Here is a 14,380-nt window from a genome sequence, read left to right as displayed (position 1 = left end):
CCTTCCGGGTCGTGGACAACCTGCTGCCCACAGGTATACTTGAACTCTGATTCATATTCAAGTCTGGTGAGGATCCATGGTCGACTCCGCTCTCCCCCGGGCCACCGCCCATCGGGGAGCCCTGGCGACCGCACTCGCCGCGCTGTTCGGCGTGACCGGGCTGGGCAGCGCAGCGGTGGCCGTGTCGCTGCCGGTCATCGCCCTCGACCTGGACGTCGCGCCGGGACGGGCCGCGCTCATCGTCAGCTGTTACTCGCTGGCCCTGGCCGTCGGCAGTGGCGTCTTCGGCCGCCTGGGCGACATCTACGGCATCCGGGCCCCCTTCGTCATCGGCCTGTGGGTCATGGTGACGGCCGCGTGCGTGGGCGCGCTCGTCGACAGTCTGCCCGCGCTCATCGCGGCGCGCATCCTGCAGGGACTGGGCGCGGCGGCGGTGCCCGCCCTGACCCTGGCTGCGGTCCAGGCGATCTTCGAGGGGGACGGGCGGGCCCGGGCCATGGCCACCTATGCCTCCGTGGGCGCCACCGTCAACGTGCTCGGTCCGGTGATCGGCGCGGCCCTCGTCGGCCCCCTCGGGTGGCGGCCGGTCGTCGCGATCCCCGTCGTCTCCCTCGCCCTGCTGCCCCTGGTCCGACGGGACCTGCCCACCACGCGCCAGCCCGGCGCGACCCTCGACGCGCCCGGAGCCGCCCTCGTCGCGGTCGCCGCCACCGGCGCGGTGCTCTCGCTGCAGGCCGCCACACTCGGGCCGGTCACGGCGGTCATCGGCGCGGTGGCGCTGTTCACCGCGGCGCCGGTCGCCGTCCTGCGCGCGCGCCGTCACCCCGAGGGGGTGCTGCCGCTGGCCATGATCAGCGACCGCGCCGCCCGCAAGAGCCTACTCACCGCCGTGAGCCTGTCCTCGTCGTGGTTCGGCATGCTCGTCGCCATCCCCACGGCGCTCGTCGCCGCCGGCTGGGCGAGCGTGCAGGTGGGTCTGCTGCTCGTGCCCTGTGCCGCGGTGGGCCTGTTCGCCCCGCGCCTGACCGCTCCCCTGCTGCTGCGCCTGGGGTCGGTGCGCGCCCAGGTCCTCGCCGGCACGGGCGTCGCCTCCGCCCTGGTGCTGGCGTCGGTCGGGATCGCCTTCGCCTCGCCCTACCCGCTCGTCCTCGCGACCCTCGTCCTCATGACCTCCTTCGGGCTGGGACAGCCGGCGATGACGATGCTCGTCGCCGAGTCGGTGCCGGTGCGCGGCCGAGGAGGAGCGCTGGGCCTGATGACCCTGATCTTCCTGCTGGGCGGTGCGCTCGGCGCGGCCACCGTCGGTGGCCTGGGTGAGGCGATCGGACTCGACCGGGCCGTCCTCGTCCTCGCGGCCCTTCCCGTCACCGCGGTCGTCGTCCTGGCCCGGCACACCCCACATCCCCGAAGTACCCACCCGCACCCCCAGGAGAAGCCATGAGCGAGACCTCCGCTCCCACCGACCACATCCGCTACGACGTCACCGAGGGCGTCGCGACGATCACCCTCAACCGACCCGAGCGCCGCAATGCCCTGTCGGTGCCGATGATCGAGCGCCTGGGCGAGCTCCTCGCCGAGGCGGAGGCGGCCCCGGACGTGCGCGTGCTCGTGCTCACCGGCGCCGGGGGCTCCTTCTGCGCCGGCGGCGACGTGCAGCAGTTCGACGAGGACGGGGGCGAAGGGGGTGGCGCCACGGAGGTCGACCCGGCGGCGGTCGCGGAGCAGATCCGCCACCAGGAGCTGACGGTCGGGCGCATCCACGCCTTCACCAAGCCGGTCATCGCCTCCCTTCCCGGTGCGGCAGCCGGAGCCGGCCTCGGGCTGGCCTTCGCCGCCGACCTGCGGATCGGGACGCCGCGCACGATCATGGCCACCGCCTTTGCCGCGGTCGCCCTCTCCGGTGACTTCGGCGTGGCCTGGCTGCTCGAGCGCCTCGTCGGGCCCGCCACGGCCCGCGAGCTGCTCCTGCTCAACCCGCGGCTCGACGGCACGGCCTGCCTCGACCTCGGCCTGCTCAACCGCGTCGTCCCCGAGGACGAGCTGACCGAGCGGACCACCGAGCTCGCCCGGCAGCTCGCGACCGGACCGGCCCTGGCGCTGGCGCACCTCAAGCGCAACCTGCTCGAGGTCCCGGGCCAGACCCTCTCCGAGGCCATGGCCGCCGAGGTCCCCCGGCACAAGGAGTGCGGCCTGACTGCAGACCACGTCGAAGCAGCCCGCGCCTTCGTGGAGAAGCGCCCGCCGGTCTTCGACCACTGACGCCTGTCGGTGCCCGGCCCTATCGTGGGTCCATGGCTCAGGTACACCTCTTCCCGTCCGTCCTCGGGGTCCGTCAGGGCATCACCGACCTCGCCGCCGCCCTCACCGCCGAGGGCCACTCGGTCACCACCGTCGACCTGCTCGACGGCGAGACCTTCGATGACTACGAGCCCGCCGCTGCCCGGGTGGAGGCCACCGGCTTCCCGGCACTGATGTCCCGGGCGCTCGAGGCGACGGCGGGGGTGGCTCCCTTCGTCGCGGTCGGCTTCTCCAATGGTGCCGGGATGGCCCAGTGGGTCGCGGCGAGCCGACCCGAGGAGGCCCTCGGGGTGCTCATGGTCGGTGGCGGGCTCCCGATGCGCTTGCTCGAGGTGCCGTGGCCGAAGGGGGTGCCCGGCCAGGTGCACGTGACCGCCGAGGACCCCTTCCACGCCGACGAGCGCCAGTTCGACGACGAGCTGCAGGACGACGTGGAGCACGCCGGCGGTGAGTTCACCTTCGTCGAGTACCAGGGCAAGGGCCACCTCTTCAACGACCCCACCCTGCCGGCCGAGTACCAGCCCGAGGAGGCGCGCATCCTCACCCGGCGGATCCTCGAGTTCGTCGACGAGGTGGGCGCCATCGGCTGACCGGTCGTCCACGACCGGTCAGCCGATGGCGATGGCACCCGCCGGGGCGGGCCGGCGTCGGCTACCGGCCGCGTCGGCCCATCAGCCAGCCCAGGAGGAGTGCCCCGAGACCGATCGCCACGGAGGACGCGTAGCCGCGCAGGATCGTCGGCATGACGGCCGCCCCGAGGTCGAGGGCGTCATCGGAGCCGGCGCTCGCCCGACGGGGTGGTGTCGGCGCGGCCGGGGCCGGGGCCGACGTGTCCGGCGCTGACGGGGTCGGCGCCTCGGGCGAGGACGGGGGCGGCGCGGCGGCCATGGCCGCCGGGGACCCGGCAGGTTCCGGCGTCGACGGCTCCGGCTCGTCGAACTTGCGGGCGAGACAGTCGACGAACTGCCCCAGGAGCTTGTCCGAGACGTCCTGCATGACGCCGCGACCGAACTGCGCCGGCTTCCCGGTGACGTTGAGGTCGGTCACCACCTTCACGCGGGTGTCGGAGCCGTCCTGCGTCATCGTCATCGTCACCGTGGCGCCGGCCGTCCCGTTGCCGCGCTTGTCCTTCCCCTTCGCGTCGATGACGGCGCGGTGGCCGGCGTCGTCACGCTCGGTGAAGGAACCGCTGCCCTTGTAGACCATGGCGATCGGTCCGAGCTTGACCTTGCAGGTGCCCTCGAAGGAGTCGCCCTCGACCGAGGTGACGGTGGCGCCGGGGAAGCACTCCGCGACCCCTTCGATGTCCATCATCGTCGACCACGTGGTGTCGACCGGGGCGTTGACGGTGAACGAGTGCTCCAGGTCCATGTCTCACACCCCCGCTGCCGCGAGCACGGCGCGGCGCGTGAGCACGCCGGCCAGGTGCTGCCGGTAGTCGGCCTGTCCGTTGAGGTCGCTCGGGGGCGCCGTGCCCTCCGCCGCCGCCGCGGCTGCGGCGCGCACGACCTCAGGGGAGGGCGGTTGACCGATGAGCGCCTGCTCCACCGACCGCGCCCTCAGTGGTGTCGCCCCCATGTTGGTCAGGGCGACCCGGGCATCGGCGATGCTCCCGGCGTCGACCCGGACCGTGGCGGCCACGGCGACGATCGACCACTGCTGGGCCGTGCGGATGAACTTCTCGTAGTGCCCGCCCCACCCGGTGTGCTTGGGGATGCGGATCTGGACCAGCAGCTCGTCCTCACCGACCGCGCTCTCGAAGAGGCCGACGAAGAAGTCCTGCGCCGTGACCGTGCGCGAGCCGCTCGGTCCGGCGATGACCATCTCCGCGTCGAGTGCCAGCGCGGCCGTCCCGACGTCACCGGCGGGGTCGGCGTGCACCAGGGCGCCTCCGACGGTGCCGCGGTGACGCACCTGGGGGTCGCCCACCTGCCCCAGGGTCTGCGACAGCAGCCCGGCGTGCTCCTTCACGAGGGGGTGGCGCATCACCTCGTCGTGGGTGGCGGTGGCGCCGATGACGACCGCGTCGCCCTCCTCGGCGACCCCGCGCAGGGCCTCGATGCGTCCCAGGTCGATGATCTGCTCCGGGGTGTTCATCCGCAGCCGCAGGATGGGCAGCAGGCTGTGCCCGCCCGCGAGGACCTTGGCGTCATCGCCACCTGCCGCGAGCGCGGCCAGGGCCTCCTCGACGGTCTGCGGTGCGACGTAGTCGAACTGTGACGGGATCATCAGACCTCTCCTTCCGAACCGGTGCTCTGTGCATGGATCGCCCGCCACACCCGTTCGGGGGTGCAGGGCATCGTGATGTCGTTGACGCCGAAGGGGCGCAGTGCGTCGACGACCGCGTTGACGACCGCCGGCGTGGAGGCGATGGTGCCGGCCTCGCCGACTCCCTTCACCCCCAACGGGTTGTCCGTCGACGGGGTGACCGTGCGATCCGTCGCGAAGGACGGCAGGTCCGAGGCCGAGGGCAGGGTGTAGTCGACGAAGGTGCCGGTGACGAGGTTGCCGTCGTCGTCGTAGACCGCTTCCTCGAAGAGCGCCTGCCCGATGCCCTGGGCCAACCCACCGTGCACCTGACCCTCGATGAGCATCGGATTGATCGGCGTCCCGATGTCGTCCACGCAGGCATACGTGCGGATGCCGACGAACCCGGTCTCGGTGTCCACCTCCACCGCGCACAGGTGCGTGCCGTGGGGGAAGGAGAAGTTGGCCGGGTCGTAGGTCGCCTCGGAGTTGAGCGTGGGCTCCATCCCGTCGGGGAGGTTGTGCGCGGCGAAGACGGCGAAGGCGATGTCGCCGAAGGCCACCGACGTCCCGGGTGCCCCGGCGACGGTGAATGCCCCCTCCGCGTACTCGAGGTCGTCCTCGTTGGCCTCCATGAGGTGTGCCGCGACCTGTCGAGCCTTCGCGATCACCTTGTCGACGGCGTTGACCACGGCGACTCCGCCGACCGTCAGGGACCGGGAGCCGTAGGTGTCCAGGCCCTTGGGAGAGCTCTGCGTGTCACCGTGGATGATCTCGACGTCCTCGAAGGGGACGCCGAGCCGGTCGGCGACGATCTGGCTGAACCCGGTGACGTGCCCCTGTCCGTGGGGGCTGATCCCGGTGACCACCTCGACCTTGCCGGTGGGCAGCACACGCACCGAGGCGCTCTCCCACCCGCCTGCGCCGAAGTCGAGCGAGCCCAGCACCCGTGAGGGGGCCAGCCCGCACATCTCCGTGAAGGTGGAGATCCCCAGACCGATCTGGACCGGGTCCTTCGACTCCCGGCGCCTGGCCTGCTCGGCCTTCAGCTCCTCCCACCCGGCGAGCTCCAGGGCCCGCTCGGTGGCGGCCTCGTAGTTGCCGGAGTCGTAGGTCAGTCCGGCGACGGTCGTGAAGGGGAACTGATCGTGCGTGATCCAGTTCTTGCGCCGCAGCTCCATCGGATCCATGTCCAGCTCCGCGGCCAGCTCGTCCATCATCCGCTCGATGCCGAAGGTCGCCTCGGGGCGGCCGGCACCGCGGTAGGCGTCCGTGGGCACCTTCGTGGTGAAGACACCCTCGCAGGTGAACCGGTAGGCGGGGATGCGGTAGATCCCCGGGAACATGAAGGCACCCAGCACGGGGACACCGGGGGTGAGCAACCGCAGGTAGGCGCCCATGTCGGCGAGGAGGTGCACGTCCAGACCGGTGATCTCCCCGGCGCGCGTGGCGGTGATCGTGAGGTCCTGGATCTGTCCGCGACCGTGGTGCGCCGCGGCCAGCGACTCCGAGCGGGTCTCGGTGTACTTCACCGGCCGGGCCAGCCTGCGGGCCACGAGGGTTGCGATGACCTCCTCCGGGGTGATCGTGATCTTGCCGCCGAATCCGCCCCCGACGTCGGGCGCGATGATGCGCACCTTGTGCTCGGGGATCCCCAGGGTCAGCCCGAGCATGGTGCGCAGGATGTGCGGGATCTGCGTGCTCGACCACATGGTCACCGCGTCCTCGGCGGGCTGGACCACGACCGAGCGCGGCTCCATGAAGCCCGGGCTGAGACGCTGCTGGACGAAGCGGCGCGTCAGCGTCACCTCCGCGTCGCGGGCGGCGTCGTCGACGGACCCACCGGAACCGGCCTCGGCGGAGTCGAGGGTCCAGGTGAAGCAGGAGTTCGTCCCCGCCGAGTCGTGGACGAGGTCGGCTCCCTCGGCGCGGGCCGCCTCGAGGTCGAGCACGGGTGCCAGTGGCTCGTAGTCGACCTCGATCTCCTCGAGCGCGTCCACGGCCTCGGCGCGGGTGCGGCCCACGACCACGGCGACGGCGTCACCGGCGAAGTTCACCTGGTCGACCGCGAGCGACGGGGCGCCCGGGTTGACCATGTCCGGTGTGACCGGCCAGGCGCAGGGCAGGTCGCCCTGGGTCTCGGCGAAGTCCCGGCCGGAGTAGGCGGCGACGACGCCGGGGGCCTGCAGCGCGGGACTGACGTCGATCGCGGTGATCTTCGCGTGGGCCATGGGGCTGCGCAGGATGGCCAGGTGGAGCATCCCGGGCAGCGTCATGTTGTCCACCCAGGTGGTCCGGCCGGTGACGAGGTGCCGGTCCTCCTTGCGTGGACGGGAGGCCCCGATCTCGCGGGTGGTCGTCGCGGGGGTGTCCTGTGTGGTCGTCATGCCTGCTCACCCCCGGCTGCCTGCTGCACGGCCTTGACGATGTTCTGGTACCCGGTGCACCGGCAGAGGTTGCCCTCCAGGCCGTCGCGGATCTCCTCCTCGGAGGGGCTCGGGTTGTCCTTGAGCAGGTCGAGGGAGGCCATGATCATCCCCGGGGTGCAGAAGCCGCACTGCAGGGAGTGGTTGTCGGTGAAGGCCTGCTGCATCGGGTGCAGCTCGCCGTCGGTGGCCAGACCCTCGATGGTGGCGACCTCGTGCCCGTCGGCCTGGACCGCCAGCACGGTGCACGACTTCACGCTCGTGCCGTCGAGGTGCACGGTGCACGCACCGCAGCTGCTCGTGTCGCACCCGACCACCGTGCCGGTCTTGCCGAGCTGCTCGCGCAGGTAGTGGACGAGCAGGGTGCGCGGCTCGACCTCGTCGGTGTAGTGGACACCGTCCACATGGACACTGATCCGGGTCATCGTTGACTCCTTCGTGTTGGGCTGGGTGCTCAGGTCGTGATCGGGTCGTCGACGAGTGACGACGGGTGCCGTGGCAGCTCGGCCGGCTCCTCCCGCGCCGTGTGGTGGATCGGGCCGACGGTGCCGGAGAGCCGCTCGCCGCGGCCGCCCCAGCGGGTGGCGATGATCTCGGCGGCGATGCTCACCGCGGTCTCCTCCGGGGTGCGCGCTCCGAGGTCGAGACCGATGGGGCTGAAGAGCCTCGCCAGCTCCTCCTCCTGCAGTCCGATCTCCCGCAGCCGGGCCAAGCGGTCCTCGTGGGTGCGTCGCGAGCCCATGGCACCGACGTAGGCGACCTCGGGGATGCGCAGGGCGATCTCCAGCAGCGGCACGTCGAACTTCGGGTCGTGCGTCAGGAGGCAGATGACGGTCCGGGCGTCGATCCGTCCCTCGTCCAGCTGGTGGGTCAGGTAGCGGTGCGGCCAGTCGACGACCACCTCGTCCGCGTCCGGGAAACGGGAGGTCGTGGCGAAGACGGGCCGGGCATCGCAGACCGTGACCGTGTAGCCGAGGAAGGCGCCCATCCGGGCGCAGGCGGCAGCGAAGTCGATCGCCCCGAAGACGAGCATCCGTGGGGCCGGGGCGTGCACGGACGCGAAGACCCGCATGCCCTCCCCCCTTCGCTCCCCGTCGGGACCGTAGGTCAGGGTCTCGCTGTGCCCGCCCGCCAGCAGCCCGCGGACGTCGTCGACGACGGCCCCGTCCGCACGAGGGCTACCGATGGAGCCCGAGTGCGCATCGGGACGCACGATCATGCGTCGGCCGACATGCTCCGGGTCCTGGTGCTCGACGACGGTGGCGACGGCCACCGGCCGACCCTGCGCGATGTCCTCGGCCACCTGGGCCAGCTCCGGGAAGGTCGCCGGTGAGACCTTCTCCACGTAGACGTCGAGGATCCCGCCGCAGGTGAGCCCGACGCTCGTCGCGTCGTCGTCACTGATCCCGTAGCGGTGCAGCTCGGGTGCGCCCGAGTCGAGGACCTCCTCGCCGACGGCGTAGACCGCGCCCTCGACGCACCCGCCGGACACGGACCCGACCGCGATCCCCCCGGGCCCGACGAGCATCGACGCCCCCGGCTGCCGCGGTGAGGAGCGCCAGGTCGCGACGACGGTGCCCAGGGCGACCTCCTCCCCGGCCTGCCACCAGTCCAGGAGCTCCTCCAGCACATCACGCACCGTGGACCACCTCCGCCAGCTCGTCGAAGGTCTGCAGCGAGTGTCCGGCCAGGAAGTGGTCACAGTGCGGCAGGACGGCGCGGACGCCGGCCTGGACCGGCTCGTAGCCGACCTTGCCGACATGGGGGTTGACCCAGACGACCCGGTGCGCGAGCGCACGCAGGCGACGCATCTGCCCGGAGAGCAGGTCCACTCCGGAGCGCTCCCACCCGTCACTGATGATGACGACCACGGCGCCGCGGGCCATCCCCCGCTGACCCCACCGGTCGGTGAAGGCCTTGAGCGACTCCCCGAGGCGCGTGCCCCCCGACCAGTCCGGCACCGTCTCGCCCGCAGCGCCGAGCGCCCGCTCGGCATCACGCAGGTGGAGGGCCCGAGTGACGTGGGTCAGCCGCGTGCCCATCGTGAAGACGTGGACCGGTGCGCCACCCAGCACCCAGTGGTGCGCCAGCCGCAGCAGCGACTCCGCGTACCCGCTCATGGAACCGGAGACGTCGATGAGCACGACGACCCGGCGGGGACGTCGCTCGCGGTGCTGCCACTCCAGGTGCACCGGCTCGCCCATCTGCCGCAGCTGCGAGCGCAGGGTGCGTCGCGCGTCGACCGACCCCCGTCGCGAGGGCGTGCGACGCGGCGAGCGGCGGGAGGGAGCCGGACGGCGAAGGGTGGCGAAGAGGCCTGCGAGATAGGCGCGTTCGATCGGGGAGAGCGCAGCGACGTCGCGGTGCCGCAGCACCTCGACGTCGCTGGCCACGAGCGGGGCCACGGTGGCCTCCTGCTCGTCTCCCTCCCCGTCGGACCCCCCGGTGAGCAGGTCCGTGGTGACCTTCTGCTCGGCAGTGGTCCTTGCCCGCTGCTCGTCGGCCCAGTCACCGGCGAACCACGAGGCGAAGACGATCCCGTAGCGGTGCACGTCCTCGGGGGACGAGCAGAGCGTCGCCTCCCCGGCGACGTAGGTGGCCTGCCGGTCGTCGAGCCCGACGAGCGAGACGGCCTCGACGAAGGCGAGCTCCCGGTCAGCGGTCACCGGCACCCCTGAGGCACGCACGGCTCGGGCCAGACCGAGCAGCAGTGCATCCGGGGAGGCCACGTCACTTCGCCAACAACACGTCGAGGCTGGCCCGGACCCGCTCGGAGTCCTCGCGGTACTTCACGGCCGCGCCGAGGGTGGCCGCCGCCGTCTCGAGGTCGAGGTCGACCGCACCGAGGTGGTGCAGCGCCTGCGCCCAGTCGATGGTCTCGGCCACCCCGGGCGGCTTGAGCAGGCCCTCGTCCCGGCGCAGCTGCTGGACCACGCTGACCACCTGCTCGGCCAGCGCCGTCCCGACCTCCGGGGCGCGCCGGGTGAGGATCGCCAGCTCCCGCTCCAGCCCCGGGTGGTCGATCCAGTGGTAGAGGCAGCGCCGCTTCAGGGCGTCGTGGAGCTCACGGGTGCGGTTGGACGTGAGGACGACGACCGGTGGCGGAGAGCCACTCACGGTGCCGAGCTCGGGGATGCTCACCTCGAAGGTGGAGAGCACCTCGAGGAGGAAGGCCTCGAACTCGTCGTCCGCGCGGTCGATCTCATCGATGAGGAGCACGGCCGGGCTCTCGCGCAGGGCGCGCAGCACCGGCCGGGCGAGGAGGAAGCGCTCGTCGAAGAGCGAGCGCTCGACGTCGGCGAGATCGGCGGGGTCCGACCCGGAGTCGCGGGTCGACTCGAGCGCCCGCAGATGGAGGATCTGGCGGGGGAAGTCCCAGTCGTAGAGGGCCTGGGAGGCATCGATCCCCTCGTAGCACTGCAGTCGGATGAGCGGGACGTCCAGTCCCTCGGCCAGGGCCTGGGCGTAGCTCGTCTTGCCCGTCCCAGGCTCGCCCTCGATGAGCATGGGGCGTGCCATCCGCAACGCGAGGAAGCCGACGGTGGCCAGCGCCGGATCACACAGGTACCCGGTTGAGGCGAGACGGTCGGTCAGGTCCTGCACCGACGCCACTGACGGGTCCATACTCGGATCATCGTTTATGAAGTCCACCCCGGCAAGGGGTCGACTACTTCTCGAAGTACGCACGCGGGTTCGTCACGAGCATCGTCTCGATGTCCTGCTCGCTCGCCCCACCCTCGAGCAGTGCCGGGATGACGTCCTCGCTGATGTGCCGGAAGTTCCACCGCGGCACGGTCTGGCGCTTGGCCTCCGGGTCGAACCAGTCGATGAAGCAGGCCGCGTCGTGGGCGAGCACCATCCGCTCCCCGTAGCCGCGCCGCAGCAGCTCGAGCACCGTGGCGACCCGGTCCTCGAAGGGCAGCAGCACGTCCAGACCGAATCGGTCCATGCCGAGATAGGAGCCGGCGTCGGCCACCTGCGTCAGGTAGTCGACGTCCGTCGTGTCCCCGCAGTGCCCGATGACGACCTTCCCGAGGTCGGCGCCCTCCTCGGCGAGCACCCGCTGCGCCACCAGCCCCGAGCCGGTGTGGGGATTGGTGTGCACCGTGATCGGCGCACCACTGCTCGCGCTCGCCTGGCCGACGGCCCGCATGACCCTCTCCACGCCCGGGGTGAGCCCCTGCTCCTCGATGGCGCACTTGAGGAAGGCGGCCCGCACACCGGTGTCGGCGATGCCCTCGGTCAGGTCCTTGAGGAAGAGCTCGGTGAGCGGCTCGGGGACGTCGAAGAGCAGCCCCGGACCCGAGTAGTGGAACTGGAAGGGGATCTCGTTGTACGTGTAGAGGCCGGTCGCGACGACGATGTTCAGGTCGATCTGCTCGGCGACCCGCTGCACCCGGGGAAGGTAACGGCCCAGCCCGAGCACGGTCGGGTCGAGGATCGTGTCGATGCCCAGACCCGGCAGTGCCCCGAGCTCGTCGACGGCCTCGGCGACCTTGGCGTCCTCGTCCCAGTCGCCCTGGTAGTTCTGCCGGTACTCCTCCCCCAGCACGAAGACGTGCTCGTGGGCCAGCACCCGGCCCAGGTCCGCGGAGTCGATGTTTCCGGTCACGGTCGGTACGGCCACCATGCGATCTCTCCTTCGAGTCAGGACCGAAGCCTATGGCGACCTAAATATGAGTTCAAGTACGAGTGTGGTGGAGGGTCCGCGCCTCGAGGTCGAGCAGGGCGTGCTTGGCTGCGGCACCGCCGCGGTAGCCCCCTTCGCTCCCGTCGCTGCGCACCACGCGGTGACAGGGCAGGAGCAGGGGTACGGGGTTGTGCGCACACGCGCTGCCGACGGCGCGCACGGCCCGGGGCCGACCCGTGAGCTCCGCGACCCGGGCATAGGTCGCGACCTGCCCGTAGGCGATCTGCGAGAGCGAGGCCACGACCTCCTTGCGGTACCCGTCGAGCAGCCGCAGGTCGAGCGGCACGTCGAGGCTGCGGACCCGGCCCTCGAGGTAGTCGGTGAGTCCGCGTGCGGCAGCGTCGAGTCGGGCCGGGGCGTGCAGCACCCGCGGGCTGACCCGGGCCGCGAGGTCGGCGAGCACGGCGTCGTGCCCCTCGGTGTCGAAGGCCACCCGCAGCACGCCCTCCGGCGTCGCGGCCAGCAGCAGCGTCCCCAGCGAAGAGTCGAGCGTGCGGTAGGCGATGTCGAGCAGGTCTGCCCCCAGCGCACGGTCGACGAGACCGGCGTGCAGACGCTCGAGGTCGGTGTCGTCGTTCATCGGATCTCCTTCTGGCGCAGTGCCTTCAGTCCGTCACTGGCGGCTCGCCGGACCGCCGCCTCGGTCCCACCGACGAGATCGGCGATCCGCGCGTGGGACAGCCCACCGAGGTATCGGTAGGTGATGACCTGTCGCTGTCGCGTGGGTAGGGAGGCGACGTGGCGCCACACCCCTTCGTCCTCGCCGGCCGCGTCCTGCGTCGCGATCTCGGGGAGCTCCGCCACGGGATCCGTGCGCCGACGGGCGCGCGCCCGGTGCACGTCGATGCACTTGCGGCGCGCGACGGTGGCCAGCCAGGCCGCGACGTCGAGGTCGTCGGGCAGGTCCGGCCACGCGGACAGGGCCGCGAGGAAGGTCTCGCTCCACGCATCGTCGACATCGGCCGCGTCCACCCGTGAGCGGCAGATCGCGAGGATCCGCGATCCGTGCTCACGGACCACGTGCTCGAAGGGCGGCAGGCCGCTCGGGGCGCGCGCCGGGGACGGACTCACCACACCGCCTCAGAAGAGCGCACCGCGCTCCACCGCCGCCGGCTCCTCGAGGGCGAGCAGCGCCCGCTTGCGCTCCAGGCCGCCCGCGTAGCCGGTGAGGGAGCCGTCGCTGCCGACGACGCGGTGGCAGGGCACGATGATCGAGATCGGGTTGGCACCGACCGCCCGGCCGACCGCCTGGGCCCCGCCCCCGAGCTGCGTCGCCAGCTCGCCGTAGGTCACGGTCTCGCCGTAGGGGATGCGCGTCAGCCGGTCCCACACCCGCAGGTGGTGCCCGCCACCGCGCAGCCCCAGCGGCAGGTCGAAGTCCCGCCGCTCCCCCGCGAGATAGTCCGCCAGCTGCTCGGCCAGGGCGATGAGCACCGGGTCGTCGCCCTCCCCGATCCGCTCCCCGAAGTCGGCCGGGTCGGGCCGGGTCCAGTGGCCGGGGAAGTACACACCGGTGAGCGTGCTGCCGTCCGCGTCCGGCGCCTCGTGGAGGACCGCGGTGAGCTCACCGATGGCCGTCCGCACGAGCGCGTGCCGGGTCGTCATGCTGTCGATCATGTCTCATGAACGCACCCGGGCGCAGATCCGTGAGGTCGGTACCCTCGCGGCCATGAGCATTCGCGCGTGGCAGGTCCAGCAGCTCGGCGTCCCGGCCGAGGTCCTCACCCCGGTCGACCTCCCTTCTCCCGTCCCCGGCCCCGGTCAGGTGCACGTCGCCGTCCGCGCGAGCGCCGTGAACTTCGCCGACACCCTGATGTGCCGGGGTGAGTACCAGGTGCGGCCGAAGCCTCCCTTCGTCCCCGGGCTGGAGGTCTGCGGTGACGTCCTCGCGGTCGGTGAGGGGGTCACGCACGTCACCGTCGGTGACAGGGTCCTCGGGGGCACGGCGGTCCCGGCCGGCGGCTTCGCCACCGAGTGCCTCATGGACGCGGCGAGCACCTTCCCCGCTCCCGACGGCCTCGACGACTCCGCGAGCGCCGCGCTGATGATCAGCTACCAGACCGGGTGGTTCGGCCTGCACCGGCGGGCGGCGCTGCGCGAAGGGGAGTTCCTCCTCGTCCACGCGGCCTCCGGGGGCGTCGGCTCGGCCGCGGTCCAGCTCGGTCGGGCCGCCGGCGCCCAGGTCATCGGCGTCGTGGGCGGCGAGGACAAGGTGGCCATCGCCCGGGAGCTCGGCTGTGATGTCGTCATCGACCGCCGCAGCCAGGACGTCGTCGAGGCGGTCATGGAGGTCACGGCCGGTCACGGCGCGGACGTCGTCTACGACCCGGTCGGCGGCTCCGCCTACACCGCGAGCACGAAGTGCATCGCCTTCGAGGGGCGGATCGTCGTCGTCGGCTTCGCGAGCGGCTCGGTCGGTGAGGCGCGGCTCAACCACGCGCTCGTGAAGAACTACACGATCCTCGGCCTGCACTGGAGCCTCTACCAGCAGCACGACCCGCAGTCCGTGCAGGCCGCCCACGCCGAGCTGCTTCGCCTGGCGGACAGCGGGCAGGTCGCCCCCCTCGTCGCCGAGACCTTCGCCTTCGAGGACACCCCGGCGGCACTGGCGCGCCTCGGCGGCGGCTCGAGCACCGGGCGCATCGTCATCACCCACTGACCGCCGCCCCGGGACCGCATCTGCCTAGGCAGATGCACGCCCGCACCGCCGCCCTTCGCA

Annotated in this window: 15 protein-coding genes; 4 read left to right on the top strand and 11 right to left on the bottom strand. The window is 72.0% G+C overall.

Annotated features, from left to right (window positions below; all coding sequences use genetic code 11):
- Positions 1 to 76 precede the first annotated feature (76 nt).
- The 3 genes from ACR9E9_RS05610 to ACR9E9_RS05600 are packed head-to-tail and all read left to right on the top strand — an operon-like array spanning position 77 to position 2,888.
- Positions 77 to 1,441, top strand: coding sequence for an MFS transporter (locus tag ACR9E9_RS05610; protein ID WP_435202526.1), 1,365 nt, complete (start codon positions 77 to 79; stop codon positions 1,439 to 1,441).
- Positions 1,438 to 2,259 (top strand): enoyl-CoA hydratase-related protein, encoded by an 822-nt coding sequence (locus tag ACR9E9_RS05605; RefSeq protein WP_435202524.1) that lies wholly within the window; start codon positions 1,438 to 1,440, stop codon positions 2,257 to 2,259. Before ACR9E9_RS05610 ends, ACR9E9_RS05605 begins: the two co-directional genes overlap by 4 nt.
- A gap of 32 nt (positions 2,260 to 2,291) precedes the next feature.
- Positions 2,292 to 2,888, top strand: coding sequence for a dienelactone hydrolase family protein (locus tag ACR9E9_RS05600; protein ID WP_435202522.1), 597 nt, complete (start codon positions 2,292 to 2,294; stop codon positions 2,886 to 2,888).
- A gap of 61 nt (positions 2,889 to 2,949) precedes the next feature.
- Here the strand turns inward: ACR9E9_RS05600 and ACR9E9_RS05595 are convergent, their stop codons facing one another.
- Genes ACR9E9_RS05595 through ACR9E9_RS05545 form a run of 11 tightly spaced genes read right to left on the bottom strand, consistent with a single transcriptional unit; the run spans position 2,950 to position 13,266 of the window.
- Positions 2,950 to 3,669, bottom strand: coding sequence for an SRPBCC family protein (locus tag ACR9E9_RS05595; RefSeq protein ID WP_435202520.1), 720 nt, complete (start codon positions 3,667 to 3,669; stop codon positions 2,950 to 2,952).
- Positions 3,670 to 3,672: 3 nt separating this feature from the next.
- Positions 3,673 to 4,527 carry an FAD binding domain-containing protein gene (locus ACR9E9_RS05590; protein WP_435202518.1) on the bottom strand — a complete coding sequence of 285 codons (855 nt, stop codon included), beginning with the start codon at positions 4,525 to 4,527 and terminating at the stop codon, positions 3,673 to 3,675.
- Complete coding sequence (locus ACR9E9_RS05585; RefSeq protein WP_435202516.1) at positions 4,527 to 6,932, bottom strand: xanthine dehydrogenase family protein molybdopterin-binding subunit; 2,406 nt, start codon at positions 6,930 to 6,932, stop codon at positions 4,527 to 4,529. Before ACR9E9_RS05585 ends, ACR9E9_RS05590 begins: the two co-directional genes overlap by 1 nt.
- The gene (locus ACR9E9_RS05580) at positions 6,929 to 7,396 is read right to left on the bottom strand and encodes a (2Fe-2S)-binding protein (RefSeq protein WP_435202514.1); all 468 of its coding nucleotides are present in this window, start codon (positions 7,394 to 7,396) and stop codon (positions 6,929 to 6,931) included. The genes ACR9E9_RS05585 and ACR9E9_RS05580 overlap by 4 nt, the downstream gene beginning before the upstream one ends.
- Before the next feature lie 29 nt (positions 7,397 to 7,425).
- Positions 7,426 to 8,610, bottom strand: coding sequence for an XdhC family protein (locus ACR9E9_RS05575; protein WP_435202512.1), 1,185 nt, complete (start codon positions 8,608 to 8,610; stop codon positions 7,426 to 7,428).
- Entirely contained in the window at positions 8,603 to 9,700 is a 1,098-nt protein-coding gene (locus ACR9E9_RS05570; protein WP_435202510.1) for a vWA domain-containing protein, read from the bottom strand. Before ACR9E9_RS05570 ends, ACR9E9_RS05575 begins: the two co-directional genes overlap by 8 nt.
- A gap of 1 nt (position 9,701) precedes the next feature.
- Positions 9,702 to 10,595, bottom strand: coding sequence for an AAA family ATPase (locus tag ACR9E9_RS05565; protein WP_435202508.1), 894 nt, complete (start codon positions 10,593 to 10,595; stop codon positions 9,702 to 9,704).
- Between the two features lie 43 nt (positions 10,596 to 10,638).
- On the bottom strand, positions 10,639 to 11,601 hold the full coding sequence (locus tag ACR9E9_RS05560) for a phosphotriesterase family protein (protein ID WP_435202506.1): 963 nt from the start codon (positions 11,599 to 11,601) through the stop codon (positions 10,639 to 10,641).
- A 52-nt stretch (positions 11,602 to 11,653) separates the two neighbouring features.
- Positions 11,654 to 12,241, bottom strand: coding sequence for a methylated-DNA--[protein]-cysteine S-methyltransferase (locus ACR9E9_RS05555; protein ID WP_435202504.1), 588 nt, complete (start codon positions 12,239 to 12,241; stop codon positions 11,654 to 11,656).
- Positions 12,238 to 12,732, bottom strand: a complete 495-nt coding sequence (locus ACR9E9_RS05550) for an RNA polymerase sigma factor (protein WP_435202502.1) — start codon at positions 12,730 to 12,732, stop codon at positions 12,238 to 12,240. Before ACR9E9_RS05550 ends, ACR9E9_RS05555 begins: the two co-directional genes overlap by 4 nt.
- A gap of 9 nt (positions 12,733 to 12,741) precedes the next feature.
- Positions 12,742 to 13,266, bottom strand: coding sequence for a methylated-DNA--[protein]-cysteine S-methyltransferase (locus tag ACR9E9_RS05545; RefSeq protein ID WP_435202500.1), 525 nt, complete (start codon positions 13,264 to 13,266; stop codon positions 12,742 to 12,744).
- 10 nt (positions 13,267 to 13,276) lie between these two features.
- Here ACR9E9_RS05545 and ACR9E9_RS05540 point away from each other — a divergent pair, with 10 nt between their 5' ends.
- On the top strand, positions 13,277 to 14,320 hold the full coding sequence (locus tag ACR9E9_RS05540) for an NADPH:quinone oxidoreductase family protein (protein ID WP_435202498.1): 1,044 nt from the start codon (positions 13,277 to 13,279) through the stop codon (positions 14,318 to 14,320).
- Positions 14,321 to 14,380: the final 60 nt, after the last annotated feature.

Source organism: Janibacter sp. GS2 (genome assembly GCF_051200835.1).
Lineage (GTDB): Bacteria > Actinomycetota > Actinomycetes > Actinomycetales > Dermatophilaceae > Janibacter.
This window is presented reverse-complemented; position numbering and strand designations above follow the sequence as displayed.